This is a genomic window from Streptomyces sp. NPDC046977 (genome assembly GCF_040644455.1).
In the GTDB taxonomy this organism is placed as follows: Bacteria; Actinomycetota; Actinomycetes; order Streptomycetales; family Streptomycetaceae; genus Actinacidiphila.
On the sequence record NZ_JBEYWO010000059.1, the window covers coordinates 1 to 24,816 of the forward strand.

Consider the following 24,816-nt stretch of genomic DNA (forward strand, 5'->3'; position numbering starts at 1 on the left):
GCCCGCCACCCTGCGCGTACCTCATGACCGTGGTGTACCGCGACGATCACAACCTGTCAGCACCCCACGACATCACGCATTACAAGTCAGTAGCGGGTGCTCCCGTGCTGGACAGCGGTGAGGTGTGGAGGGTCCGACGGATGCTGCAGGTCATGCACTCCTGAACGTGTGGCCCCCGGCGAGAGCCGGGGGCCACACCCCTACGCGGCTATTTCCTCTGGTGTCCTCCAGTGGGGGAGGAGGCGTTCGCGGACGTGGTGGCTTCGGTTGGCGCCCTTCGGGTGGAGGGGCGGTCGAACCTCGATGCTGTGGAGGTACCTCTGGAGGAGGGCGCGGCGCTGGTGGTGGGAGCCCTGGCGCCAGCTGTCCAGGATCAGCTCAGTGTCCATGGTTTGCGGCGTTGCGCTTTCGGCGGCGGCGATGGCGTCGGGTAGAGCGGAGATCTTCTTGTTGATGCTTCCCAGGAGTTGGAAAAAGTCTTCCTGACCGAGGCCGGCGTCCGTGAGGGCGCCGGAGGACCAGCGCTGGACGAGGTCTTCCTTACGGGTGGTTTGCTCGCTGAGTTGGTTGTTCAGGGGAGTGAGTCGTCCGTCGGCGGGTCCGTCGGTTGTCGAGCCGTGCAGGGCATTGGCGAGGAACGCGGTGAGCGCCTCATTCACGACTTCTTCGACGGTGTGGGCGCTGATCGAGGTGCCGAGGCATCCCCCGAGTGCAGTGGGCGGGCACCGGTAGGCGCGGACCTGGGTTTTGCTGCTGCGGTGGCCGACGAGGCCCCGGCCGCATTTGCCGCAGGTGAGGACGCCCGAGAGTGGGTAGCGGCCGGTGACGCGGGGCTTGGACGCCCCGCCGGTGTGACTGTATTGCCGACGGCGGAGCTGGAGTTCGAACTGGGTCTGGCTCCACACCTTGGGCACGATGATCGTGTCCCAACTGCCGAGCAGAGGGTGGCCGTTGTCGTCGAACAGGACGTGGGACCAGCCGTCCCAGTCGAGGGTGGCGTCGACCCGGTGGCGTCCGCCGTAGGAGACCATGCCGGCGTAGCGCGGGTTGCGGAGAATCTTGCGGACCATGGTGGCCGACCATTGTGCCGCAGCGGGTGGCATGAGTTTGCTGTCGTTGAGTTTCTTGGCGAGGCTGTAGGCGGACTCGCCGCTGAGGAAGTCGTCGAAGAGAGCGGTGACAACCGCCGCTTCTGCGGGGAGGGTTTTGCCCTTGTCGGGGGCCCTTGCGGATCCATCCGTAGGCGATGCGGCCCTGGATCTTGCCGTCCTGGGCGGTGGCGAGGTGCATGCGGGCGACCCGGCGGGCGGTGTCCTCGGAGGATTTCAGCGCCATCACGCACATCATCCTGGCCATGTGCCGGTCACTGTCGTTGATGAGGTTCATGCGGCCGCCGGTGGCGCCGATCACCGGACGTTTGACGTACTCGACGATGTCGATGAGGTCTTCCAGATCCCGCGGCTGGCGAACCAGGCGGTCCAGATCGTAGAAGATCACTCCGTCGATGGTGCCGGCTGCGAGATCGCTGAGCAGCTCTCGGAACTTCGGACGGATGACGACCCAGTCGATCGTCCCGTCGGCGCGCACGACCTTGCGCTTCTTGAACGCCGAGGTGTCGTTCTCCTTGTAGATCTTGGCGAACGGTCCCCAGCGCAGCCGTGCCCGAGTGTCCTCGGCATCCTCCTCCTGGCGGTCGACTCCGGCTTCGATGCCGAAGCGGTCGGAGGAGATCCGCAGATAGGCAGCCGGCCGTTTGGGGAGGTACGCGGCCAGCTCGTCGTTGAGGTTCAGGGTGACGCGGCCGCCGCGTGCCTGCGGCGGAATGAGTAGGTCGTCCCACTCGTACGGCGTGGACATGGGGTGATCGACTCCGGTGACTCGTGCCTTCCGATACCAGGCACTTTCGTCGGAACTTCGCGTTTGGCCAGGGCGGAGAGGTCGGTTATGATCCGCACCCGCCGCGGGGGATACTGGCAACCATGCGTGTCGAAATTGATCCCGAGGCCATGGGCCGGACCCCCTTCTACAAGCTGCTGACGTCGGTCGTGGTGCCGCGGCCCATCGCGTGGGTGTCAACGATCTCGCAACGGTCTGTGGCAAATCTCGCCCCGCACTCCTTCTTCACGGTCGCGTGCGTCAGCCCGCCGGTCGTGCAGTTCACGTCCGTCGGCCGGAAGGACTCGCTGCGCAACATCGAGGAGACCCGGCAGTTCGTGGTCAACCTCGCCCCCGAGCACCTCTTCGAGCAGATCAACGCCACCGGGACCGACTTCCCGCGCGGCGTCAGCGAGTTCGACGAGGTCGGCATCGCCCGCGAGCCCAGCCACGCGGTCAAGCCGCCCCGTGTGGCGGCCTCCCCGGTGGCCCTGGAGTGCGAACTGCACAGCACCGTGACCCTCGGCGACTCGACGGTCGTCTTCGGCCGCGTGGTGCACGCCGCCGTCTCCGAGGCCGTGATGGCCGACGGCAGCCCGGACGTCCGCAAACTGCGCCCGCTCGCGCGCCTCGGCAAGGACGAGTGGGCCACGACGGGCGACGTCCTGGAGATCTCCCGCATCCGCTACGCCGACTGGCCCGGCGCCCGCCAGGGCTGACCGGCCGGTCTCCCCCTCCGCCGCGTAGCCTGCGGCGGGTGAACCACCATGTCACCCAAGTGCCCGACGGACTGAGCCGGATGGCGACCTCCTTCCTGCGGCTCCACGCCGTCCGCGTCGAGCCGCACCCCCTGGAGCGGTACCGGGAGCAGTGGCGGGAACTCGGCATCTCCGCGGAGGCCATCGACCGGGCGGTCGCGTACGACGCGCGCTGGGGCGGCTTCATGCTGCCACCCGCGCCCCGCTACGACGGCGGCCCCCATGTGCTCGGTGCGGACGTCCCCGACGGCGCGGAGGAGCGCGGCTGGTGGTTCGCGGCGGGCGACCAGCGCTGCTCGATCCCCTACAGCTTCATGATCGGCCCCGAGGGCGAGTTCGGGATCCGCGGCGGGCGGTGGACCCCGCTGCACGCCCACATCGAGGGGTGGGTCGAGTCCGTGGCCCTGGCACACGATGCCGACCGGAACGCGCGGCGCATCACCCAGCTGTCAGGAGACGCCGTGGAGGGCCTGGACCTCGACGGCCTCGATCCCGTGCCGCTGGTGGCAGGTCTCGCCGACACATGGTGGCGGGGACCGGACTCGCTGGTGGCGGTCCACCGGGGCGAGGCGGAGCACTTCGGCCGCCCCGATTTCCTGACGGCCCGGGTCTACGAGGGCCTGCCCGAGCACGCCTTCTGGTTCGACTGACGGGAACCGCGAGGGTGTCAGCGGCGCCGGCGGCGGGCCCAGGCCGTGAAGACCAGCGCCCCGAGCCCCGTCACGGCCAGGAAGCCCATCGCCAGCAGGAACACCGGCGAGGTGGGGGTGGCGGCTCGGCTGCCCGCGACGACGTAGGCAGCGGTGTTCGGGATCACGCCGAGCGCCGTCGCGATCAGATACGGCACCAGGCGCGTCTCCGACACCGCCGCCGCGTAGTTGGCCGCCGAGAAGGGGATGCCGGGGAAGAGCCGCATCAGGAGCATCGTGCGGAAGCCGTGCCGGCTCAACTGCCGGTCGGCGGACTGCAGTATGCGGCCCCGCAGCAGCGGGCGCAGGGCGTCGCGGCCCAGGACCCGGCCGAGGACGAAGCAGATCGCGGCGGAGATCACCGTGCCGCCGATGGCCGCGGTCAGCCCCCACACCGAGCCGAAGAGCGCCCCGGCGCCCATGCTCAGCAGCGGGCGGGGGACGAAGGCCGTGGCACAGATGCCGTAGCCCACCGTGAACAGCACGATCGCCGCGAACCCCGTGAGCTGTTTGGGCCAGCCGTCGGCGAGATAGCGCTGCGGTTCGAAGAGCAGCACGCAGACCCCGGCGCCGACCAGGAGCACGACGAGCAGCGCCAGCCGGACCCACGGCGACACGCGCAGGCGCGAGCGCGGGCGGGAACCGGACAGGGCAGGAGCGTCGGACATCCCGCGAGCCTAGCCGAGGAGGATGGCCGTCCGGGGTCCGTCAGTGGTCCCGCGTACGGTGCGCGTATGACATCCCATGTCCCGGCCGCACCGGACAGCGCACTCGCCGATCTGGTGCTGCCCCGTCTGACCACGGTGTATGCCGCGGCCGCCGATCCGGTTCGGGCCGCCTCCGCGGCGGCGTACATGCGCGGAGCCTTCCCCTTTCTCGGCATCGCCACTCCTGCCCGGCGCACGCTGTCCCGGGAGGTCCTGGCGGGCCTGCCCCGCCCCGGCGAGGACGACTGCGCGGCCGTGGCGCTGCGGTGCTGGGCCCTGCCCGAACGGGAGTACCGCTATTTCGCGGTCGACTTCCTGCGTCGCCACATCGGCAGCTGCTCGTCCGCGTTCCTCGGCACCGCCCGGCACCTCGTGGCCACCGATTCGTGGTGGGACACGGTCGACCTGCTCGCTGCGCACGTCGTCGGGCCCCTGGTCGCCGCCGATCCGGAACTGGTGGCCGTCATGGACGCGTGGATCACCGACGGCGACCTGTGGATCGCGCGGACCGCTCTGCTCCACCAACTCACGTACAAGCACGGCACCGACGCCGAGCGGCTGTTCCGCTACTGCCTGCTCCAGTCGGGGCACCGCGACTTCTTCATCCGCAAGGCGATCGGCTGGGCGCTGCGCGAGTACGCCCGCACCGATCCGGACGCCGTACGGGAGTTCGTGGTCTCGGCGGCGGACCGGCTGTCGCCGCTGTCGCTGCGCGAGGCCACCCGGCGCCTGTGACTGCCATGCTGGGCGCATGCCCAGTGCCAGAGAGCACGACGAGGACCGTGTGCGCCGGAGTTACGACGCCGTGGCGGGGGAGTACCGGACGCGCATCGGCGGCGAACTCGCGCACAAGCCGCTCGACCGCGCACTCCTGTCCGCCCTCGTCGAGGAGACGGCCGACGGCGCGCCCGTCGCCGACCTGGGCTGCGGACCCGGCCATGTGACCGGCTGGCTCACCGCGCGAGGCGTGCGGGCGGTGGGGATCGACCTGTCCCCGCGGATGGTCGGGCTCGCCCGCGCCGACCACCCCGCCGCCGAGTTCCGGGTGGGCGACCTGCGCCGTCTCCCGGCCGCCGACGGCGAGTTCGGCGCCGCCGTCGCCCTGTACAGCGTGATCCACCTCGCTCCGGACGAACTGCGGTCCGCCTTCGCGGAGATGAGGCGCGTGCTGCGCCCCGCCGCACCGCTGCTGGTCGCGTTCCACCTCGGCGACGAGGTCCGCCACATGGCGCGCTGGTGGGACTACGAGGTGGACGTGGACTTCCACTTCCTCGACGCCGCGGACGTCCGCGCCGCCATGGAGGCCACCGGGTTCACCGTGCGGGCGGCCCTGGAGCGCACGCACTACCCGCACGAGGCCGCGTCCCGCCGCGCCTACGTACTGGCGCGCCGCGCCGTGTGACGCGGCGCGGCGTCGTGCCGTCGCGGAAATTGGGTGGCCCCGGGCCCGTCCCGTGCCGCATGATCGGCGGCATGTTCCGGTACGCCTTCCTCGCAGACGCCTCCGCGGTCGCGGACGCGCCGAAGGCTGCGCCGGCACCGGCTTCCCCGGTCCACGCGTTCGGCGGCGCCCGAACCTGACCCTCCCCGGACAGTCCGGCGGACCCCGCAGGGGGAGGGTCGGCAGGACGCAGGGGTCCCGTTCCGCAGATCGACTTGTCGACACCACAGACGAGTCGACTGATCGAGGAAGCACCTCACCATGCCCAAGCAGGCGTACCAGCGCACCAAGCCGCACCTCAACATCGGCACCATGGGCCATGTCGACCACGGCAAGACCACCCTCACCGCCGCCATCACCAAGGTCCTCAGCGACCGCGGTTCCGCCGCCTTCGTGCCGTTCGACCGGATCGACAAGGCCCCGGAGGAGGCCGCCCGCGGGATCACCATCACCATCGCGCACGTCGAGTACGAGACGGCCACCCGGCACTACGCCCACGTCGACATGCCGGGGCACGCCGACTACGTGAAGAACATGATCACCGGGGCGGCGCAGCTCGACGGCGCCATCCTGGTCGTCTCGGCCCTCGACGGGGTCATGCCGCAGACCGCCGAGCACGTGCTGCTCGCCCGGCAGGTCGGCGTCGGGCACATCGTCGTCGCGCTCAACAAGGCCGACGCCGGGGACCCCGAACTGACCGACCTGGTCGAGCTGGAGGTGCGCGAACTGCTCTCCGGCCAGGGCTATCCCGGGGACACTCTGCCTGTCGTCCGGGTCTCCGGGCTCAAGGCGCTGGAGGGCGACCCGCGGTGGACGGCGGCGATCGGCGAACTGCTCGACGCCGTGGACGCGTACGTGCCGATGCCGCACCGCTACACCGACGCGCCGTTCCTGCTGCCGGTGGAGAACGTGCTGACCATCACCGGCCGTGGCACGGTCGTCACCGGCGCGGTGGAGCGCGGCACGGTCCGGGTGGGGGACCGCGTCGAGGTGCTCGGTGCGGACACCGCGTCCGTGGTCACCGGGCTGGAGACCTTCGGCAAGCCGATGGACGAGGCCCAGGCCGGTGACAACGTCGCACTGCTGCTGCGCGGCGTCCCGCGCGACGTCGTGCGGCGCGGCCACGTCGTCGCCGCGCCCGGGAGCGTCACGCCCAGCCGCCGGTTCCGGGCCGGGGTGTACCTGCTTCCGGCCGCCGAGGGCGGGCGGCGCACAGCCATTGCGACCGGCTACCGTCCGCAGTTCTACGTGCGGACGGCGGACGTCGTCGGCGACGTGGACCTCGGCGCGGCCGGGATCGCGCTGCCGGGGGCGAGGGTGGAGATGACGGTCGAGCTGGGCCGGGCGGTGCCGCTGGAGACGGGTCTCGGCTTCGCCGTCCGCGAGGGCGGGCGCACCGTCGGCGCCGGCACCGTCACCGAACCGCTCGACTGACCGCCTGACGCGGGGGCCCGGGCCCGGCCCGGGCCCCCGCGAAGGGCCGCGTTCCGCGCTGGGACAATGGTCCGGTGGAGGACGACGACGAACGCATCCCGGTGAGCGAGGCGGTGGACTTCGGCGCGGCGAAACTGCTGCCCGACGTGGACCGGCCCGCCGGCTGGCTGCTGACCGTCGACGGTGCCCCGCAGTCGTACGTCGACCTCGACGACCCGACGCACCTGGAGTTCGAGTACACCCGGCGCCTGGCCTATGTCCTGGACGAGTCGTCGCCCGCCGGGCAGCCGCTGGACGTCGTCCACCTCGGCGGCGGCGCCCTGACGCTGCCGCGGTACACCGCCGCCACCCGGCCCGGCTCACGCCAGCGCGTGGTCGAGGCCGACCGGGCGCTCGCGGAGCTGGTCGCCCGCGAGCTGCCGCTGCCCGCGGACGCCGCCGGAGGACTGACCGTGGCGACGGACGATGCCCGCCGCTGGCTGACGGCGGCACCGGACGCCTCGGCGGACGTCGTGGTCGCCGACGTCTTCGGCGGCTCGCGGGTGCCCGCGCACCTCACGTCGTACGAGTTCCTCACCGAGGCCGCGCGCGTGCTGCGCCCGGACGGCGTCTACCTGGCCAATCTCGCCGACTCCGCGCCCTTCGACTTCCTGCGGCCCCAGATCGCCGGTCTGAACGACCTGTTCGGCGAGGTCTGCCTGATCGCGGAGCCCGGTGTGCTGCGCGGCCGCCGCTTCGGGAACACCGTGCTGGCCGCGTCCCGGCGGCCGTTGCCCGTCGCACGGCTCGTGCGGCGCACTGTCGCGGATGCCTTCCCGGCCCGGGTCGTGCACGGTGACGCCCTCACGGTCTTCGTGCGGCGGGCGCGGCCCGTTCACGACAGGGACGCGGTGCCCTCGCCGGAGCCGCCCGGAGGGTCGTTCGGGGTGGGCTGAGCGATGGGTGCGGGTCCGCCGCCGGTCACCTCGGCGGTGGTGTCCCTGCGCCGCAGTTGGCGCACCTCGGGGGCGAGCAGCACAGCGGCGGTGAGGAGGACGGCGAGCCCCGCGCACCCCCACAGGGCGCCGGTCAGCCCGAAGGCGCCGGCCGCGGGGCCCGCGAGCGCGGTGCCGAGGGGGATCATCGACACCGACCCGAACCAGTCGTAGGCGGCGACCCGGGACAGCTTGTCCTCCGGGATCTCCTGCCGCAGCGCCATCATCCACGTCACGCCGAAGACCTCCACGGAGAGCCCGGCGACGAGCATCGTCGCCGCGAGGAGCGGCACCGGCAGGACCAGCGCGAGCGCCACTGCGGGCAGGGCGAACGGGAAGACGCAGAGGGTGCCCGCGAGCAGGATGCGCCGCGGACGCCAGCGCAGCATGAGGAAGCCGCCCGCGATGTTCCCCAGGCCGAACGCGGCCAGCGCCGCGCCCCACGGGCCCGCGCCGCCGAGCCGGGCCTGTGAGACCAGGGGGCCGTAGACCGCCTCCGCCGCGACCATGACCGCGTTGACGACGGAGAACTGCACGACGATGCCCCACAGCCAGCGCCGGGACGCGAACTCCCGCCACCCGTCGTGCAGATCGCGCAGGAGGCCACCGCCGGGCGCGGCCGGCGCCGTGGGCCGTGCCACCCGCAGCAGCGCGCGCAGCGACGCGGCGAACGCGAAGCAGGCCGCGTCCACGGCCAGGACCCATCCCGGGCCGACGAGCGCGATGAGCGCCCCGGCGAGCGCGGCGCCGCCGACATTGGCACCGTTCACCCCCAGCCGGAAGACGGCGAAGGCCCGGCCGGCGTGGGCCCCGTCGACGGTGGACAGCAGCATGCCCTCGTTCGCGGGCGCGAAGAACGCGGTGCCCGTGCCGCCCAGCGCGGACAGTGCCGCCATCTGCCAGATGCGGGCGTCGCCGGAGAGCACGAGCAGGGCGAACAGGCCCTGGGAGACGGCGTTCAGGCAGTTCGCGGCGACCATGACCCGGTGCCGGGGCAGCCGGTCCGCGACCGCGCCGCCGATGAGCAGGAAGACCACCAGCGGCACCGTGCGTGCCGCCGCTACCAGGCCCACGTCCGTTCCGTCGCCGCCGGCGCGCAGGACGGCGAAGGCCGAGGCGACCACGGCGCCGGAGGTGCCGAGGTTGGTCACGAAGGCGGCCGCGGCCAGCAGGCGGAAGTTGCGCCCCGCCCAGTCGGGGAAGCGGGGCAGGCGGAGGCGGGAGGCTGCGGGGGTCACCCGGGGACTATGGTCGCCCGGGCCGCTGTCTGCCAAGTCCATTTCGCGCGGGGTCCGGCGGTACCGGGCCCGCCTACTACGGCGTGCTCAGCCGATGAGGCGGACGCTGTCGCGCACCTTGGCGACGGTCGCCGCGTCCGGACCCCCCTTGAATCCGTCCACGACCAGGATCCAGGAGCGGACCTCCTTGTCCTTGCCGAGGAAGGTGAAGCTGTAGGCGGTGCCGTCGGCCGCGCACTTGCCCTTCATGCCGGTCGCCCGGGTGCTGGAGATCCAGCCGCCGATTCCCTGGCGGTTCTTGTAGGCGCGGGTCGCGGACTGCGTGAGCTTGGTCCCGCCCTCCTGGTTGTACTTGGCGAACGCCCAGTTGTAGGCCTCGTTGGCCGCCTCGGACTGCAGGCTCTTGGCGCCCTTGCCGCCCTTCACACCGGCCAGGCCGCGCTGGTCGGTGCCGCACCAGTCCTCGCCGAGGGTGGCGGCACCGCCGGTGACGATGCGGTTCTTGTCCCACTCGTACCCGATGAGCAGGCCGGCCGGCTTCACGGTCCAGCTCGCGGGGACGTCGTAGGCGACGCCCATGTCGCCGCGGACCACGGTCCGCCACCCGGCGACCACGGGCTTGATCGCGCTGTCGCCGGGGTTGCCGCGGGCGTCGTCGGCGCCGGGGCCCTCGTCGGAGGCGCCGGCGGACGCGGGCGACGAGGGCGCCGTGGGAGCGGAGGACGCCTCGTCCGAAGGGCTCGCCGAGGCCGTTCGGGCGCCGCTCGCGGAGGGGCCGGCCTCGGGGCCGCCGGAGTCGTCGCCGGTGAGTTTCACGGCGATCAGCACACCGGCCGCGGCGACCGCCGCGGCGGCGACCACGGACACCGCGACGGCCACGCCCCGCCGGTTGCCGGGCGGCTTCGGCGCCCCGGGGCCGCCCGGCAGCGTCTGCGCGCCCCACGGCGGGGGCGGCGGCTGGTAGGCCGGGTGCTGCTGCGGTGCGTACGGAGAGGGGAACGGCTGCGGGGGCTGCTGCGGATACCGCTGACCCCCGGGTGCTTGCGGATACTGCTGTCCCCCGGGCTGCTGCTCTCCTGGCCACATGGCTGGAAACACTAGGGGTTGAGGCCTTCCGGTTCCATGGATCCCGTCATTACCAGCTGGTAACATCCGGCCATGTCCGAGAACCAGCCGCAGATAGCCGAGCTCCTGACGGCCACCGTGCCCATGGTGCGCACCCTCAACCTCGAGTACCTGGAGACCACCGCCGAGCGCGCGGTGCTCCGCCTCCCCGACCAGGCCGACTACCACAACCACGTGGGCGGCCCCCACGCCGGCGCCATGTTCACCCTCGCCGAGTCCGCCAGCGGCGCCATCGTGCTCGCCGCCTTCGCCGACCAGCTCTCCCGCGCGGTGCCCCTCGCCGTCCGCGCCGAGATCGCGTACAAGAAGCTCGCCATGGGCCCGGTCACCGCCACCGCCGAACTCGGCCGCCCCGCCGCCGACGTCGTCGCCGAACTCGACAAGGGCGAGCGCCCCGAGTTCCCGGTCACCGTCGCCATCCGGCGCGAGGACGGCGCCGTGACCGGTGAGATGTCGATCGTGTGGACCCTGCGCCCCAACTCCTGAGGCCCCTCCCGGGCGGCGGCCCCGCACCCCTCACCGCCGCCCGGAGCGGACCTCACGGCAGGCAGACCAGGACGGCCAGGGTGTAGACCCCCATGGTGGCCGAGGTCAGGTACGCCTCCCAGGAGCGGACGCCCCGCTGCGCCGAGTCCTCCATCGCGTGCGTCGTCCGCTGCACCCCCAGGAACGTCCCCGCCACGGCCAGCACGAGGCTGCAGGCCACGAGCCAGTTGACGCCGGTGGAGCCGATCCGGAAGTGGAGTCCCAGCGCGTAGAGGACGATCCCGGCGGCCGCGGGTAGGGCACTGGTGATCGCCACGCGGTTGGCCTTCCGGTAGGCGTCGTCCTTGCCCTTGATCCACTGTGACGGCCGCCAGCCCTGCCGTACCGCCGGGTCCCGCGGCCCGGCCTGCCAGCTGTCGCCGATGGCGAAGGACGTGAAGTAGGTGCCGGCGAGTCCGCCGACGCCCGTGGTGACGGCGAACAGCGTCTTCTCGTGCGGGAGGTAGACCGCCGCGAGGGCCTGGAAGGACGCCAGGATCGACAGCAGCGAGATCACGACCGGGACGGCGGCGTACATGACGGCCGCCGGGAGGTTGGCCGTATGGTCGCGCTCGGCCCCGATCGCGGCGAGCGCGATGGAACCGGTCAGGCTCGCGATCATGGCCACCACCAGCAGCCCGCAGGCCATCGCGATCAGCGTGTCCTGACCAGGGGGCCGTTCGGCGGTGAACAGGACCGTCACCGTGGGGAGGGACAGCGCGCCGAACGCCCCGACGATCGGCGCGTAGGAGGCCGCACCCCTGCGCAAGTCGTAGCGTCCTTCGGCGTCTTGGGCGTTTCCGCTGTTCGGCATGGATCGACGTTAGAGGTGTACACGTCACGTGCGGACAGGGTGGCGGACATGGTTATACATTCGGGACATCCACCGCGGTTCCGGACGTCGCCGGGTCCGGCCCGCGCCGCCGCACGGGCGCGGCACCGTGAACGACGGGTTGCCGGCAGCCCTCGGGGAACCGGCCGCACGGTCACCCGCGCCGCGCCGGGCCGTACGTCGGATACGCTGCAACGACGTGCGCGCGCGGCGCGCCGACCGGTACCCGACCGCCCCAGGGGAAGGAAGCGGCCTTGCACGTCCAGGAGTGGCTCGGGACGATCCCGCCCGTCAGCATCTATCTGCTGGTGGGCCTCGTGATCGGTGTGGAGAGCCTGGGCATACCCCTGCCGGGCGAGATCATCCTCGTGAGCGCCTCGCTGCTCGCCTCGCAGGGCCACGTCAACCCGTGGGTGGTCGGCATCTGCGCCACGGCCGGGGCGATCGTGGGCGACTCCATCGGCTACGCGATCGGCCGCCGCGGCGGACGTCCGCTGATGGACCGGCTCGGCCGGCGCTTCCCCAAGCACTTCTCCCCGGGCCACATCGCGACCGCCGAGGCGTCCTTCGAGCGCTGGGGCATGTGGGCGGTGTTCTTCGGGCGCTTCGTGGCACTGCTGCGGATCTTCGCCGGGCCGCTGTCCGGCGTGCTGCGCATGCCGTACTGGAAGTTCCTCGTCGCGAACGTGCTGGGCGGCATCGTCTGGGCGGGCGGTACGACGGCCGTCATCTACTACGTGGGCATCGTCGCCGAGCCCTGGCTCAAGCGCTTCTCCTGGGTGGGCCTCGGCGCGGCCGTGCTGATCGGCCTCGCGTCCTTCCTCGTCGTGCGCCGCCGGGCCAAGGCCGCCGCGGCCGCCGTCGCGGAGCGCGAGGAGCCCGAGGAGACTACGGTCGCCGCGACGGCCGACTGAGCCGCCGGCCTCAGCCCGCGGCGTCCGCCGCGCCCCCGGCGAACGCGGCGCGGTGCGCGCCGGCCAGCTGCACGTAGTGCTCCGCGTTGATCCGGATCATCTCCCGCTCCTCGGCGGTCAGTTCGCGCCGCACCTTGGCGGGCACCCCGGCCACCAGCGAGCCCGGCGGCACGCGCATCCCCTGCGGTACGAGCGCGCCCGCCGCCACCAGTGAACCCGTGCCGATGTGCGCGCCGTTGAGCACCGTCGCGCCCATGCCGACCAGCACGTGGTCCTCCACGACGCAGCCGTGCACCACCGCGTTGTGGCCGATCGTGACGCCCGCGCCGATCACGGCGGGGAAGCCCGGGTCGGCGTGGACCGTGGCGTTGTCCTGGACGTTGCTGCCCTCGCCGAGGGCGATCGGCGCGCAGTCGCCGCGGAGCACCGCGTGGTACCAGGCGCTGGCGCCCGCCGCCAGCGTCACCTCGCCCAGCACCACCGAGGTCGGCGCGGCGAAGGCGTCCGGGTCCACCTGGGGGGTGTGGCCGCCCACGGCGGCGATCAAGGCTCTCTCCGTCATGGGGATCACCGTAGCCCCGCGATTGCGGTAATCGCGGGGCGGGTAGCGCCTACAGCGTGCTGAAGTTCTCCGATGATGTGATCGCCGCGCTGGAGTCCGGCGCGCCCGTCGTCGCCCTGGAGTCGACGATCATCTCCCACGGCCTGCCCCGCCCCCGCAACCTCCAGGTCGCCCGGGAACTGGAGGCCGCCGTGCGGGACGCCGGGGCCGTGCCGGCGACCGTCGCCGTCCTCGACGGCGTGCCGCGCGTCGGCCTGGACGACAAGGAACTGGAACGCGTCGCCCACGACGAGGGCATGCGCAAACTCGGCCACCGCGATCTGCCCGTCGCCCTCGCCACCGGCGCCAGCGGGGCCACCACCGTCTCCGCCACGGCATTCCTCGCCGCCCGCGCCGGGCTGCGCTTCTTCGCCACCGGCGGGCTCGGCGGCGTGCACCGCGGCTGGACCCACGAGCAGGACGAGTCCGCCGACCTGCGGCTGCTCGCCGGAACCCGGATCACCATCGTCTGCGCCGGGGTCAAGTCCATCCTCGACGTCCCCGCCACCCTGCAACGGCTGGAGACCCTGGGCGTCACCGTCGTGGGCTACGGGACCGCGGAATTCCCCGGCTTCTACCTCAGCGGCTCCGGGCAGCCGGTCGACTGGACCGTCGGCACACCCGAGGAGGTCGCGGCCGTCATGGCCGCCCAGGACGACCTGAGCGGACCGCCCGCCGCGATCGTCGTCGCCAACCCGGTGCCCCGGGAGGAGCAGCTCGACCCGGAGCTCCACGACCGCGTGCTGGGGCAGGCGCTGGCCGCCGCCGAGGACCAGGGCGTGACCGGGCAGGCCGTCACCCCGTTCCTCCTCGGCCGGCTCGTCGAGGGCACCGCGGGGGCCAGCCTGGAGGCCAACCTCGCCGCGGTGCGCGGCAATGTGCGCCTGGCCGCACGGCTCGCCGTCGCCTGGTCCGAACGCGGCGCACATCACACCTGATCGACCGGCCGCGTGCGACGGCCCTCGATACGGTGAGCGGGTGCCGAAAAACGAGAACCTGTTCTCCCCGCTGGGGGCGTGGCGCCGCCGCGCCGCCTCCCGCCTGGTGCACCGCGGCTGGCGCTGGGTCCAGGGCGCGGGCGCGGTGACCGCCGAGCGCCCCGGTCCGCTGCGCTTCGGCCGCATCGGCACCGGGACCCGGCTGGCGTTCCCGCAGGGCACGATCTTCGGCGAGCGCTGGATCCACCTCGGCGACTACTGCATCATCGGCGAACAGGTCACCCTCACCGCCGGCATGATGCCCGGCCTCGACCTCGGCCCCGAGCCCGTCGTCCGCCTCGGCGACGGCGTCGTCCTCGGCCGCGGCAGCCATGTCGTCGCCTCGCGGCCCGTGGTGTTCGGCAACGACGTCTACTGCGGTCCGTACGTCTACGTCACCAGCGACAACCACTCCTACGACGACCCCCACGAGCCCATCGGGCGGCAGTGGCCGCGTTCCGCGCCCGTCGAGATCGGCTCCGGGAGCTGGCTCGGCGCGGGGGCGGTCATCCTTCCGGGAGCCCGCCTCGGGCGGAACGTGGTGGTCGCGGCGGGCGCGATCGTCCGGGGCGAGGTCCCCGACCACTCGGTGGTGGCCGGCGCACCGGCGCGCGTCGTGCGGCGCTGGGACCCCGAACGCGGCTGGGAGCCGCCGCTGCGCACGCCCGCGCCGGTGCCCGTGCCGGCGGGCGCGACGCACCAGCAACTCGCCGCCCTGGCCGCCCTGACCGAACTCGAACCGGAGGGATGACGCCGCCCCGCGGCCGGCGGGGGCTGTCCGCCCTCCGGATTGTGGGCGCGATCAACTGGGCGTCTTTGTTAGCGTGCCGGACATGCGCGCACCCATCGGTACCTTCACCGACGTATCTCCGGCCGTCCAGCGGCTCGACCTGCTGCCCGGGCCCGTCGCCGCGGCCCTCACCGCCTGGCAGGGCGACGTACCGGTGGAGGAGGTCCTCCTCGTCGACACCGACCCCGAGAAGGCGGACACGGCGGTCTTCGCGGAGGCCTACGGCGTGGGCATGGACCAGTCCGCCAACTGCGTGGTCGTCGCGGGCAAGCGGGGCCAGGACGTGACGCTCGCCGCGTGCGTGGTCCTCGCCACCACCCGGGCCGATGTGAACGGCTTCGTCCGGCGCCATCTCGGCGTGCGCAAGGCCTCGTTCGCGCCGATGGACACCGCGGTCGGCGAGAGCGGCATGGAGTACGGCGGCATCACCCCGGTCGGGCTGCCCGCCGCGTGGCCGCTGCTGGTCGACGCGGCGGTCACGGACACGCCGTACGTGATCATCGGCAGCGGCAGCCGCCGCGGCAAGCTGCTCCTGCCCGGCAAGGCGCTGGCCTCCCTGCCCGGCGTGCAGGTCGTCGAAGGACTGGGTGTCACGGCGTGACCGAGGTGCTGGCGCGCTTGGAGCGCTACTACGACGCGGTCCCCCGGGCCGCCGCCCGCGCCGAGGACTTCGGCCCGCTGACCCTCTTCGTCCGCGAGGGGATCGGCTGGCCGTACTACGCCCGGCCGGCGCTCGGAGCGGACGGCCGGGTCGGGCGCGCGGACGTGGACAAGGTGCGGGAGCGGCAGCGGGCGCTCGGCGTACCGGAGTGCTTCGAGTGGGTGGCCGAGACGACGCCCGGCCTGCGGGAAGCGGCGGAGGCCTCGGGCCTCCACGTGCACGCGCATCCGCTGATGGCACTCGACCCGGGGGCAACCGGCGCCGCTCCGGTGCCCGTCGACGGTGTGGACGTCCGCGTACTGGAGCCCGGCGACCCGGCGTTCGCCGGCGCCATCACGGTGCCCCACTTGGCGTTCGCGCACCCCGGCACCGCGATCGGTCCCGCCGGGACCTCCGAACTGGACGCCGCCCGGGTGCTGCACGCCGCCCCGGCGGCCCTCTCGGCGGCCGAGGCACGGGTCAAGGACGGCCTGACCGTCCACGCGGCGGCGGTGGACGGCACGACCGCGCTGTGCGCGGGGCAGTACAACCCCGTCGGTGAGGTCTGCGAGATCGTCGCCGTCGGCACGTTGCCCAGCGCCCGCCGGCGCGGCCTCGCACTCGCGGTGACCTCCGTGCTCGTGGCGCACGCCAGGGCACGCGGCATGGGCACGGTGTTCCTGTCGGCGGGCGACGAGGACGTGGCCCGGATCTACGGCCGCATCGGCTTCCGCCGCGTCGGCACGGCCCTCATCGCGGAACCCGCGGCCGGCTGAGGTCCAGCGACAGCGGTATGGAGTGCTCGGCGAAGCCGAGGCTGCGGTACAGCGCCTCGGCCTCGGGCGTGGCGTGCAGGTCGACCCGCGTGACGCCGCGCTCGGCGAACCACGCGAGCAGCGCGCCCGTCGTCGCCCGCGCGTGGCCGAGGCCCCGGTAGCGGGGATCGGTGCAGACGTTGAAGACGAAGCCGAAGCGCCCGTCCGGGTGCGAGGGCGCGGCCAGCCGCTGCTCCAGCCGCCCGACCGCGCACGCCGCCAGGTGCGGCCCGGCGCCGGGGTCGCCGTCCACCACGAACGCCCCGAGCTCCCTCCCGGCACCGCCGGCGAGCTGCTCCCGCGCCTGCCGCTCGGCGGCGGCCTCCCACGCCCCGGCCTCGTCCCGGCCCGTCATGGCCTGGAACATCAGCCGGCGCAGGCGCACCAGCTCGGCGGCGTCCTCGGGGCGGGCGGGGCGTACGGGGGAGTTGCCGGTCATCCGAGGCGCGGGATCTCGATCGCCGGGCAGCGGTCCATGACCATGACCAGGCCCGCATCCTTCGTGCGTGCGTACGCCGCGTCGTCGATCACGTCCAGCTGGAACCAGACGCCCTTGGCTGCGATCGCGACGGCCTCGTCCGCCACCGCCCCGGCCAGCTCCGAATTGACGAAGACGTCCACGACGTCGACCGGGAAGGGAATGTCCGCCAGCGAGGCGTAGCCCTGCTCCCCGTGCACCGTCTCGGCCTTCGGGTGCACCGGCACCACGCGCTTGCCGAAGCGCTGCAGCACCCGGGCGACCCCGTAGGCGGCGCGCGAGGTGTTGTTGGACAGGCCCACCACGGCCCAGGTGTCCCCGAGACCGGTCAGCAGCTCGCGTACCGCCGCGTCGTCTTCCCGCACGTCGTCCTCCCTCGGGCCTGCGATGACTCTCCGCAGCAGTCAACCAGAGGCCCCGTCCGGCCATTCCCGCGGGGATCCCGGGACGAGGCCCCCGTGCACGGCGCGGTCGTGGAGGCGCCGGTGCCACTTGTTGGCGGCCGGCCCGGGGGCAGCGGTCAGGACGGGGCCGGGACCGGTCTCGACGAGGTGCAGGAGCGTCCAGGCGGCGCCGTAGCAGTCGTCCGGACCGGAGCAGGCGACGAGGGCACGGGCCTCCTCCTTCGTGACCGGCTGCCGGCCACGCCTGGGGATGTCCTCCGGGCTCGCGTCCCGGTCGGGAAGCGGGCCTGTCGGCGACGAACGCAGGCGTTCCGGCCCTGCTCACCCAAGGGATTAAGGTGGCGGGGTGGTGGAGCGGTATCTGACGATCGGGCGCGCGGGCGTCCACGAGAGCGAGATCAAGCGGTCGCGCTTCCTGTGCGCCCTGGGGCCCGTGCCGAGCGAGGCGGCGGCACAGGAGTTCATCGCCCGCGTCCGCCGCGAGCATCCCTCCGCCAGCCACAACTGCTACGCCTACGTCATCGGCGCCGAGGGCCGCGTGCACAAGGCGAGCGACGACGGCGAGCCCGGCGGCACCGCGGGCACGCCCATGCTCCAGGTCCTGCTGCGCCGGGAGATCCGCGACGTCGTCGCCGTCGTCACCCGCTACTACGGCGGGATCCAGCTCGGGGCGGGCGGCCTGGTACGGGCGTACGGCGGCGCGGTCTCCGCCGCGCTGGACGAGCTCGGCACCGTCGAGCGGCAGAAGCTCGCGCTGGTCACCGTCGTCGTCGACCACCAGCGCGCCGGCCGCATCGAGAACGACCTGCGCGCGGCGGGCCGCGCGGTGCGCGGGGTGGCGTACGCGGCCGATGTCCGCATCGAACTCGGGGTGCCCGAGGAGGAGCTGGAGTCCTTCCGCGGCTGGCTCGCGGACGCCTCCGCCGGGTCGGCGGCGATGGAGGTCTCGGGCAGCGCGTACGTCGATGTCTAGGGCCGTCCAGCGCCCGCCAGGTGCACGGTCGAGGCGATGTCCACGACGGACAGGCCGTCGAGCGTGGTGATCGCGCAGGACGGCACGCCGTCGCGCGGCAATCCGGCCGGCACGGCGTCGTCACCGGCCAGGGTGCGCAGCAGGTCCACCGTCACCCCGCCGTGCGTGACGAGGGCGACCGGGCCGGGCACTCCGCCCAGGTCGAGCAGGCAGGCGCGCAGGCGCTCCGCCGCGGCACGGGAGGAGTCGCCGGACGCCGGGACGGCATCGCGGTCCCGCACCGAGGCGGCCCAGTCCCTGAGGAAGTCCTCCGCGGACTGCGACGGCTCCCAGTTCATCCGCTCCCGCAGGCGGGTGTCCTCCCGGACGGGCAGACCCGTCCGGGACGCGATGATCGCGGCGGTCTCGCGCGCCCGGCGCAGCGGGCTGCTGAGGACGGCGTGCACACCGAGGTGCCGCAGCCGGTCGGCGGTCCTCGCGGCCTGCCGCCGGCCCGCGGCGGTCAACCCCGGGTCGCCGGGCAGACGTTCCTTCTCGGCGCGCTGCACCAGATGGAAGACGGTCACACACGCAGCATGCGCCTCGGGCCCGTCCGCGGCCACCGCGGTACGTCACACGGCCGTGAGCTCGCTCAGCTGCTCCGCCGCGACGGTGTTCCCGGCGTCGGCGAGGCGGCGGAGCTCGTCCATGTCGCCTTGCTCGGTGGCGAGTTCGATGAGTATGTCGGCGGCGTCCCGGTGACCCGCGTCGGCGAAGGTGCGGAGCAGGTCCATGTCGTCGTGCTCGACGGCCAGTTCGATCACTTGGCCGATGGCGTCGCTGTCGCCGGCGTCGGCGAGGGCGCGGAGTCCGGCGGGCAGGTAGTCGGTCATGGTGCGGTCTCTCCTCGGTGTTCGTCCGGTGCGGGCAGGGTCCCGGCGGCCCGGAGGGCGTCGCGGTGGGCGTGCCATTCCTCCAGCAGCAGGGGGAGGCGCTCGCCGAGGAAGTCGGCGAGGGCGACCATCTCCTCCAGCGGCGCGCGGCGTTCGGCGGGGGCCTCGGTGAGCAGGGCCAGTCCCTCGCGGAAGAGGGCGGCGTGTTCCCTGTGGACGGCCGAGTCGAAGTTCTGCGGCTGCTGACTCGCCGGGTCGAGGACCACGCGGTCCACCCGCTCGCCGGCGGCGCGGGTGCGGCGCGCCATCCGGTAGGTCTCCAGCAGCTTGACGGCACCGGTGATCGCGCTGCGGCTCGCCAGCAGGGCGTCGCTCAGTTCGTCGATCGTCTGCTGGGCGGGGTCGCAGACGAACAGGTAGCCCAGCAGGCGCCCGGCCATCGGGGGGAATCCGTACTGGCGCGCGTAGAAGCGGCCTACGTGGTCGGCGAATATCAGCTGGGCGTCGTGGGGCACGATGAAGACGATATCAGTACCGACTGAGATGACAGAAATTAGTGTCATATGAATTATCCCGGCATGGCACCCCCCTGGTGCGTGCCCAGCACCAGCATGCGCCGCCCGGGCCCGCGTCATGGCGAACCTCCGCCGTGCCACGCCGAGCGGACCGCACCGGCCGCCGTCAGGAGCCACGCCGCCACCGCCACCCAGAGCAGCACGCGCCCGAGTACGTCCAGCCCGGGGAAGCCGGTCGGCGCGGCGGCCGACAGGGCGGACACCGCGGTCATGCCGAGCGGGAAGACGGTGGCCCAGCGGCGGATGTCGTACCGCCGCCGGGGCCAGCGGAGTTCGGCGTAGACCAGGACGGGCAGCCACAGGAGTGCGGCGGCCAGCAGGGCGAGGGCGGCGGCGCGCAGCGGGGCGTGCAGGGCCGGGGCCCAGCCCAGCGGGCCGTCGGGGTCGGCGGCGGCCGTCAGCCGGTCGCAGGCGAGCGCGACGATCGACAGGGCCCCGCCCGCGATCCAGTGGTCGCCGGAGCCGGTCCGGATCTGGTGCCGGTCGAAGCGCCCGAGCGCCACCCCGTAGAGGACGACGCCCAGCAGCGCGAACGCCAGCGCGGGCGCGCACAGCCAGTCGAGCCGCCGCGCCAGGGCCAGCGTCGCGGCCCCCACGGCCAGCGCCTCCGTCGCCACGCAGACGAGGAACACGACCCCGGGCAGCCCCCGCTGCCTGCCCCGGAGCACCGGCACGAGCAATGCCGGCCACAAGGCCGCGGACAGGGCGAGCGCGGCGGCCGCGGCGGTCTGCAGGCCCTGTTGCGACAGGCAGGTGCCCAGGATGCAGGTGGCCGCCACCGCGGTGAGCGCGGGAGGTGTCAGCGCCTCCTTGCGCCAGCGCTCCGGGCAGTGGACGAGCCGTACCGCGAACGTCGCCGCGAGCGCGGCCCACAGCACGCCGGCGAGCACGAGTGCCGCGACGGACAGCGTCCGGTGGCCGGTCAGCCCGAACCCCACGCTGATGATGGCGGTGGCCATCACGACGGTGCCGGCCGCGGGTGTCAGTACGTTCACCGTGCCCACGGTGGGCCGTGCCGTGCCGAGGGGCGCTTCCCCACGCCGTCGTACCGCCGTCCGGGCACGGCGTCGGGGCGGGTCAGGGCTTCAGGACGCGGGTCACCTTGCCCTGGAGCGTGGCCTGGACGTAGCAGGTGCGGTGGTCGTCCGTGCGGTACACGGACATGTAGCGCTCGCCGCCGATCAGCTCGGACCTGACGACCAGGTAGATGTTCTCCGGCTTCGCCACCCCGCAGTCCTTCTCGGCCCGCTTCATCAGGGTGGGGAGGGCGTTCCAGTTGATGGTGGCGAGGTCGATCAGGACGTCGTCGGCATGGATGGTCCCACCCGAGCCCCACTCGCCGATCTGGCCGTCGCGGTAGATGGAGCTGTCCGAGATGGTCTTGTCGGACTTGGTGGGGGCCTCGAAGGTCGCGAAGTCCGGGTACAGGGTGAGTTCCAGCACCTTGGTGCCGCCCGAGAAGTCCCGTACGACGTCCACCATGGAGTGGGCCCCGGAGACGCTGAGCAGCGTCCCGGCGGCGGCCTTCTCCGGTGCGGTCGAGGACGATCCGGCGGACGCGGGGGCGGAGTGCGCGGCGTCCGATGAGCGGGTGTCGCCGGGTGTCCCGGACGTGTGCGCGCTGCTGTCGTGCAGGCCCGGCAGGAGGTTCCAGAGGAGGACGCCCGCGAGCCCGACCGCCGCGACGGCGCAGGCGCCGACGACGGCCCGGCTGCGGCGGCGGGGCGGAGTGCCGCCCGGGACCCGGTGGACGTGCGGCGGGGGCGGGGCGGCGAACGGCGGCGGCCCGTAGGCCGCGGGCGCGGGTCCGAAGCCGCCCGGTACGGCGTCGGAGGGCGCCGGGTGAACCGGGACCGGGGCCGGGTGCGGCGGGCCGGACGTCCCGGCGCGCTCGGCCTCCGCGAGCATCCGGTCGAGGGTTCCCGCGTCGGGCCGCGCGCCCGCGTCCCGGACGAGCAGCGCGCCGAGCACCGGGGCGAGCGGCCCGGAACGCGCTGCCGGCGGCAGCGGCTCGTCGAGGACCGCGACGAGCGTGGCGATGCTGGTCTCGCGGCGCAGCGGATGGGCGCCCTCCACGGCGACGTACAGCATCATGCCGAGCGACCACAGGTCGGACGCGGGGTTGCCCTCCTGGCCGCGGATCCGCTCGGGGGCGATGTACTCGGGAGAGCCGATGAGGCCGCCGGTGGTGGTCAGCCGCGGGGCGTCGCCGAGCGTGGCGATGCCGAAGTCGGTGAGCACCGGGGTGCCGTCGGGCCGCAGCAGGACGTTCGCCGGTTTCACGTCGCGGTGCTGGACGCCGACCGCGTGAGCGGCGCACAGCCCGGCGAGCACACCGCGCCCGATGCGGGCCGCCTCCCGCGGCGCCAGCGGGCCCCGTGCGATCACGTCCTCGAAGGTGCCGCCGGTGACCAGCTCCATCACCAGCCACGGGTGGGCGAGGTCGGCCCGGTCCACGATGTGGTGGATGGTGACGACATTGGGGTGGTGCACCCGTGCCAGCGCGCGGGCCTCGCGCAGCACGCGCTCCCGCAGTTTCGCCGCCGCCTCGGGATCGGACACGGCCAAGTCCGGGTCGGGCGGGCGGACTTCCTTCAGCGCGACCTCGCGGTGCAGGGCGGTGTCCCGGGCCCGCCACACCAGGCCCATGCCCCCGCCGCCGAGCCGTTCCAGCAGCTCGAAGCGGTCGTCGACCAGGGGTGAGGGGGGTCTGCCGGAGTCGCTCGCCGTCATGGCGGTCATCGTACGGGCCGCCACCGACCGCCGCGGACGCCGCTTGACCGGTCTTGCCCGGTTTGGGACTCCCGCGGCGCGTTGTCACAGGTGGCGGATAGCCTGATCCACGAAGCGCATGGGAAGGGTGGGGACACCGGGTCCCCTGCGGAGCACGTTGCACACCGAGCACACCGAACGAGAGCCGGAGGAGCGGAACATGCGGGCGGGAGAGCCGCGATGAGGCTGCTGCACACCTCCGACTGGCACCTGGGGCGGTCCTTCCACCGGGTCGGACTGCTCGACGCCCAGGCGGCGTTCGTCGACCACCTCGTGGCCACGGTGCGCGCGGAGGGCGTCGACGCCGTCCTCGTCGCGGGGGACGTGTACGACCGGGCGCTGCCGTCACTGCCCGCCGTCGAGCTCTTCGACCGCACCCTGCACCGGCTCGCCGGCCTCGGCGTGCCGACGGTGATGATCTCCGGCAACCACGACTCGGGCCGCCGGCTCGGCGTCGCCTCCGGGCTCATCGACCGCGCGGGCATCCACCTGCGCACCGACCCGGCGGGCTGCGCCACCCCCGTCGTCCTCACCGACGCGCACGGACCCGTCGCGCTCTACGGGCTTCCCTACCTCGAACCCGCCCTGGTGCGCGAGGAGTTCGCCGTGGAGCGCGCCGGGCACACCGAGGTGCTGTCGGCCGCCATGGAGCGCGTGCGCGCCGATCTCGCCGGCCGCCCCGCCGGCACCCGCTCCGTGGTCCTGGCGCACGCCTTCGTCGCGGGCGGCGCGCCCAGTGACAGCGAGCGCGACATCACCGTCGGCGGTGTCGCCGCCGTGCCCGCCGGGGTCTTCGACGGCGTCGACTACGTCGCCCTCGGCCATCTGCACGGCGCGCAGACGATCACCGAGCGGGTGCGCTACTCCGGCTCCCCGCTGGCGTACTCCTTCTCCGAGGCCGACCACCGCAAGAGCATGTGGCTGGTGGACCTCGGCCCCGACGGCTCCGTGGCCGCGGAGCGGGTCGACTGCCCGGTGCCCCGGCGGCTCGCCCGGATCCGCGGCCGCATCGACGACCTGCTCGACGACCCCGCCCTGGCGCGCCACGAGGACGCCTGGGTGGAGATCACCCTGACAGACGCGTTCCGCCCGCACGACGCCATGGCCCGGCTGCGCGACCGCTTCCCGCACGCGCTCGCGCTCGCCTTCGAGCCCGAGCGCGCGGACGAGGACCCGCTCGCCTCGTACGCCGAGCGCCTGCGCGGCCGCAGCGACCGCCAGATCGCCGAGGACTTCGTGGCCCATGTGCGCGGCACCGCCCCCGACACCGCGGAACGGGCCGTCCTGCGCGACGCCCTGGACGCGGTCCGCACCGACGCCGCCCGCGCGGAGACCGACTGATGCGCCTGCACCGCCTGACCCTCACCGCCTTCGGCCCCTTCGCCGGCAGCCACACCGTCGACTTCGACGAGCTGTCCTCGGCGGGGCTGTTCCTGCTGCACGGCGCGACCGGCGCCGGCAAGACCTCCGTGCTGGACGGCGTCTGCTACGCCCTGTACGGAGGTGTCCCGGGCAGCCGGCCCGGCAACCGGCTGCGCAGCGACCACGCCGGTCCCGACACACCGACGGAGGTCGTGCTGGACCTCACGGTCGGCGGCCGGCGGCTGGAGATCACCCGCCGCCCCGAGCAGCCGCGCCCGAAGAAGCGCGGCAGCGGCTTCACCATGGAGAAGGCCGTCACGCTGCTGCGCGAGCAGTCGGCGGGGCAGTGGCGCGCGCTCAGCAAGTCGCACCAGGAGGCGGGCGAGGAACTGCTGCGGCTGATCGGCATGAGCCGCGAGCAGTTCTGCCAGGTCGTGCTGCTGCCGCAGGGCGAGTTCGCGACCTTCCTGCGGGCCACCGCCACCGACCGTGCCGCCCTGCTCGGGAAGCTCTTCGACACCCGGCGCTTCAAGGCGGCCGAGGAATGGCTCAAGGCCCGGCGCAACGCCGCCCAGGCGCGGGTGCGGGCGGGCGACGACGAGCTGCTGCGGCTCGCCCACGGGATGCAGCAGGCCGCCGGCGACGGTGCGGAACGCCTGGAGGCGTGGCTGCCCGAGGGCGCCGACGCGGGGCATCCCGACTTCGCCCCGCACGTCCTGCAGTGGGCGGCGGTCCTGCGGGCGGCGGCCCACGAGCGGGCCGCCGTCGCCGACCTCGCCACCACCGCGGCCGAGACGGCGCACGCGCGGGCCCAGCGCGCCGCCGAGGCCGTGCACGAACTCCACGCCCTCCAGCGGCGGCACGCCGCGGCGTCCCGCCGCGCCGCCGTACTGTCCGGGCAGAGCGAGCTCCGGGACCGCGAGGAGGCGCTCCTGGAGACCGCGCGGCGGGCCGAGGGCGTCGGTCCCGCGCTGGAACTGCGGGACACAGGAAGGCCAGATAGCGGCCGTCACGGGTGAAGACCGGCTGCTCGTCCTCGAAGCGG

Annotated in this window: 27 protein-coding genes and 3 pseudogenes; 15 read left to right on the forward strand and 15 right to left on the reverse strand. The window is 73.6% G+C overall.

Annotated features, from left to right (window positions below):
* Positions 1 to 200: 200 nt before the first annotated feature.
* The 3 genes and pseudogenes from ABZ883_RS41565 to ABZ883_RS41575 form a co-directional block, all read right to left on the reverse strand.
* A complete protein-coding gene (locus tag ABZ883_RS41565; protein WP_360917022.1) occupies positions 201 to 914 on the reverse strand; it encodes a zinc ribbon domain-containing protein in 714 nt (237 codons plus the stop codon).
* 78 nt (positions 915 to 992) lie between these two features.
* Positions 993 to 1,187, reverse strand: a pseudogene (locus ABZ883_RS41570) (recombinase family protein); the annotation flags it as partial.
* Between the two features lie 133 nt (positions 1,188 to 1,320).
* A pseudogene (locus ABZ883_RS41575) lies at positions 1,321 to 1,857 on the reverse strand (recombinase family protein); the annotation flags it as partial.
* 122 nt (positions 1,858 to 1,979) lie between these two features.
* On the opposite strand from ABZ883_RS41575, the gene ABZ883_RS41580 reads away from it, so the two are divergent.
* Positions 1,980 to 2,594, forward strand: a complete 615-nt coding sequence (locus ABZ883_RS41580) for a flavin reductase family protein (RefSeq protein ID WP_360917025.1) — start codon at positions 1,980 to 1,982, stop codon at positions 2,592 to 2,594.
* 38 nt (positions 2,595 to 2,632) lie between these two features.
* A complete protein-coding gene (locus ABZ883_RS41585; RefSeq protein ID WP_360917028.1) occupies positions 2,633 to 3,283 on the forward strand; it encodes a hypothetical protein in 651 nt (216 codons plus the stop codon).
* A 17-nt stretch (positions 3,284 to 3,300) separates the two neighbouring features.
* Here the strand turns inward: ABZ883_RS41585 and ABZ883_RS41590 are convergent, their stop codons facing one another.
* Positions 3,301 to 3,990 carry a TVP38/TMEM64 family protein gene (locus tag ABZ883_RS41590; protein ID WP_360917031.1) on the reverse strand — a complete coding sequence of 230 codons (690 nt, stop codon included), beginning with the start codon at positions 3,988 to 3,990 and terminating at the stop codon, positions 3,301 to 3,303.
* Positions 3,991 to 4,056: 66 nt separating this feature from the next.
* Between ABZ883_RS41590 and ABZ883_RS41595 the strand changes: the two genes are divergently transcribed.
* The 4 genes from ABZ883_RS41595 (at position 4,057) to ABZ883_RS41610 (ending at position 7,839) form a co-directional block, all read left to right on the forward strand.
* Positions 4,057 to 4,764 (forward strand): DNA alkylation repair protein, encoded by a 708-nt coding sequence (locus tag ABZ883_RS41595; RefSeq protein ID WP_360917034.1) that lies wholly within the window; start codon positions 4,057 to 4,059, stop codon positions 4,762 to 4,764.
* A 16-nt stretch (positions 4,765 to 4,780) separates the two neighbouring features.
* Positions 4,781 to 5,431: a class I SAM-dependent methyltransferase gene (locus ABZ883_RS41600; protein ID WP_360917038.1), complete on the forward strand. Its 651-nt coding sequence runs from the start codon at positions 4,781 to 4,783 to the stop codon at positions 5,429 to 5,431.
* Positions 5,432 to 5,731: 300 nt separating this feature from the next.
* A complete protein-coding gene (tuf, locus tag ABZ883_RS41605; RefSeq protein ID WP_360917041.1) occupies positions 5,732 to 6,904 on the forward strand; it encodes an elongation factor Tu in 1,173 nt (390 codons plus the stop codon).
* A gap of 74 nt (positions 6,905 to 6,978) precedes the next feature.
* Positions 6,979 to 7,839 (forward strand): fused MFS/spermidine synthase, encoded by an 861-nt coding sequence (locus ABZ883_RS41610; protein WP_360917044.1) that lies wholly within the window; start codon positions 6,979 to 6,981, stop codon positions 7,837 to 7,839.
* Here ABZ883_RS41610 and ABZ883_RS41615 read toward each other — a convergent pair.
* Positions 7,779 to 9,116, reverse strand: a complete 1,338-nt coding sequence (locus tag ABZ883_RS41615) for an MFS transporter (protein ID WP_360917047.1) — start codon at positions 9,114 to 9,116, stop codon at positions 7,779 to 7,781. The genes ABZ883_RS41610 and ABZ883_RS41615 overlap by 61 nt on opposite strands.
* An 87-nt stretch (positions 9,117 to 9,203) precedes the next feature.
* Positions 9,204 to 10,202 carry a hypothetical protein gene (locus tag ABZ883_RS41620; RefSeq protein WP_360917050.1) on the reverse strand — a complete coding sequence of 333 codons (999 nt, stop codon included), beginning with the start codon at positions 10,200 to 10,202 and terminating at the stop codon, positions 9,204 to 9,206.
* A 72-nt stretch (positions 10,203 to 10,274) separates the two neighbouring features.
* Here ABZ883_RS41620 and ABZ883_RS41625 point away from each other — a divergent pair, with 72 nt between their 5' ends.
* Entirely contained in the window at positions 10,275 to 10,727 is a 453-nt protein-coding gene (locus tag ABZ883_RS41625) for a DUF4442 domain-containing protein (protein WP_360917053.1), read from the forward strand.
* Positions 10,728 to 10,779: 52 nt separating this feature from the next.
* Here the strand turns inward: ABZ883_RS41625 and ABZ883_RS41630 are convergent, their stop codons facing one another.
* A complete protein-coding gene (locus tag ABZ883_RS41630) occupies positions 10,780 to 11,580 on the reverse strand; it encodes a hypothetical protein (RefSeq protein ID WP_360917056.1) in 801 nt (266 codons plus the stop codon).
* Positions 11,581 to 11,852: 272 nt separating this feature from the next.
* Here ABZ883_RS41630 and ABZ883_RS41635 point away from each other — a divergent pair, with 272 nt between their 5' ends.
* Positions 11,853 to 12,512: a DedA family protein gene (locus tag ABZ883_RS41635; RefSeq protein WP_360917059.1), complete on the forward strand. Its 660-nt coding sequence runs from the start codon at positions 11,853 to 11,855 to the stop codon at positions 12,510 to 12,512.
* A 10-nt stretch (positions 12,513 to 12,522) separates the two neighbouring features.
* Here the strand turns inward: ABZ883_RS41635 and ABZ883_RS41640 are convergent, their stop codons facing one another.
* The gene (locus tag ABZ883_RS41640; RefSeq protein WP_360917062.1) at positions 12,523 to 13,074 is read right to left on the reverse strand and encodes a gamma carbonic anhydrase family protein; all 552 of its coding nucleotides are present in this window, start codon (positions 13,072 to 13,074) and stop codon (positions 12,523 to 12,525) included.
* 56 nt (positions 13,075 to 13,130) lie between these two features.
* On the opposite strand from ABZ883_RS41640, the gene ABZ883_RS41645 reads away from it, so the two are divergent.
* The 4 genes from ABZ883_RS41645 to ABZ883_RS41660 all read left to right on the forward strand — a co-directional run bounded on the left by ABZ883_RS41645 (position 13,131) and on the right by ABZ883_RS41660 (position 16,296).
* Positions 13,131 to 14,051, forward strand: coding sequence for a pseudouridine-5'-phosphate glycosidase (locus ABZ883_RS41645; protein ID WP_360917065.1), 921 nt, complete (start codon positions 13,131 to 13,133; stop codon positions 14,049 to 14,051).
* A gap of 40 nt (positions 14,052 to 14,091) precedes the next feature.
* Positions 14,092 to 14,841: an acyltransferase gene (locus ABZ883_RS41650; protein ID WP_360917068.1), complete on the forward strand. Its 750-nt coding sequence runs from the start codon at positions 14,092 to 14,094 to the stop codon at positions 14,839 to 14,841.
* Positions 14,842 to 14,923: 82 nt separating this feature from the next.
* Positions 14,924 to 15,481, forward strand: a complete 558-nt coding sequence (locus ABZ883_RS41655) for a YbaK/EbsC family protein (protein WP_360917071.1) — start codon at positions 14,924 to 14,926, stop codon at positions 15,479 to 15,481.
* Positions 15,478 to 16,296: a GNAT family N-acetyltransferase gene (locus ABZ883_RS41660; protein WP_360917074.1), complete on the forward strand. Its 819-nt coding sequence runs from the start codon at positions 15,478 to 15,480 to the stop codon at positions 16,294 to 16,296. Before ABZ883_RS41655 ends, ABZ883_RS41660 begins: the two co-directional genes overlap by 4 nt.
* On the opposite strand, the gene ABZ883_RS41665 is transcribed toward ABZ883_RS41660, so the two are convergent.
* Both ABZ883_RS41665 and ABZ883_RS41670 read right to left on the reverse strand, forming a co-directional pair.
* The gene (locus ABZ883_RS41665; RefSeq protein ID WP_360917076.1) at positions 16,271 to 16,774 is read right to left on the reverse strand and encodes a GNAT family N-acetyltransferase; all 504 of its coding nucleotides are present in this window, start codon (positions 16,772 to 16,774) and stop codon (positions 16,271 to 16,273) included. The genes ABZ883_RS41660 and ABZ883_RS41665 overlap by 26 nt on opposite strands.
* The gene (locus ABZ883_RS41670; RefSeq protein WP_360917078.1) at positions 16,771 to 17,178 is read right to left on the reverse strand and encodes a CoA-binding protein; all 408 of its coding nucleotides are present in this window, start codon (positions 17,176 to 17,178) and stop codon (positions 16,771 to 16,773) included. Before ABZ883_RS41670 ends, ABZ883_RS41665 begins: the two co-directional genes overlap by 4 nt.
* Positions 17,179 to 17,563: 385 nt before the next feature.
* Here ABZ883_RS41670 and ABZ883_RS41675 point away from each other — a divergent pair, with 385 nt between their 5' ends.
* The gene (locus tag ABZ883_RS41675) at positions 17,564 to 18,190 is read left to right on the forward strand and encodes a YigZ family protein (protein WP_360917081.1); all 627 of its coding nucleotides are present in this window, start codon (positions 17,564 to 17,566) and stop codon (positions 18,188 to 18,190) included.
* On the opposite strand, the gene ABZ883_RS41680 is transcribed toward ABZ883_RS41675, so the two are convergent.
* From ABZ883_RS41680 to ABZ883_RS41700, 5 genes are all read right to left on the reverse strand, one after another.
* Positions 18,187 to 18,756 (reverse strand): histidine phosphatase family protein, encoded by a 570-nt coding sequence (locus ABZ883_RS41680; protein WP_360917084.1) that lies wholly within the window; start codon positions 18,754 to 18,756, stop codon positions 18,187 to 18,189. The two genes, ABZ883_RS41675 and ABZ883_RS41680, sit on opposite strands and share 4 nt — an antisense overlap.
* A 45-nt stretch (positions 18,757 to 18,801) precedes the next feature.
* Positions 18,802 to 19,062 (reverse strand): hypothetical protein, encoded by a 261-nt coding sequence (locus tag ABZ883_RS41685; RefSeq protein ID WP_360917087.1) that lies wholly within the window; start codon positions 19,060 to 19,062, stop codon positions 18,802 to 18,804.
* Positions 19,059 to 19,577, reverse strand: coding sequence for a hypothetical protein (locus tag ABZ883_RS41690; protein WP_360917090.1), 519 nt, complete (start codon positions 19,575 to 19,577; stop codon positions 19,059 to 19,061). Before ABZ883_RS41690 ends, ABZ883_RS41685 begins: the two co-directional genes overlap by 4 nt.
* A 116-nt stretch (positions 19,578 to 19,693) precedes the next feature.
* Positions 19,694 to 20,632, reverse strand: coding sequence for a tellurite resistance/C4-dicarboxylate transporter family protein (locus ABZ883_RS41695; protein ID WP_360917093.1), 939 nt, complete (start codon positions 20,630 to 20,632; stop codon positions 19,694 to 19,696).
* Positions 20,633 to 20,714: 82 nt separating this feature from the next.
* Positions 20,715 to 22,370, reverse strand: a complete 1,656-nt coding sequence (locus ABZ883_RS41700; protein WP_360917096.1) for a serine/threonine-protein kinase — start codon at positions 22,368 to 22,370, stop codon at positions 20,715 to 20,717.
* Between the two features lie 219 nt (positions 22,371 to 22,589).
* On the opposite strand from ABZ883_RS41700, the gene ABZ883_RS41705 reads away from it, so the two are divergent.
* Both ABZ883_RS41705 and ABZ883_RS41710 read left to right on the forward strand, forming a co-directional pair.
* Entirely contained in the window at positions 22,590 to 23,750 is a 1,161-nt protein-coding gene (locus ABZ883_RS41705) for an exonuclease SbcCD subunit D (protein ID WP_360917099.1), read from the forward strand.
* Positions 23,750 to 24,757, forward strand: a pseudogene (locus tag ABZ883_RS41710) (SMC family ATPase); the annotation flags it as partial. The gene ABZ883_RS41705 and the pseudogene ABZ883_RS41710, both read left to right, overlap by 1 nt.
* Positions 24,758 to 24,816 lie beyond the last annotated feature (59 nt).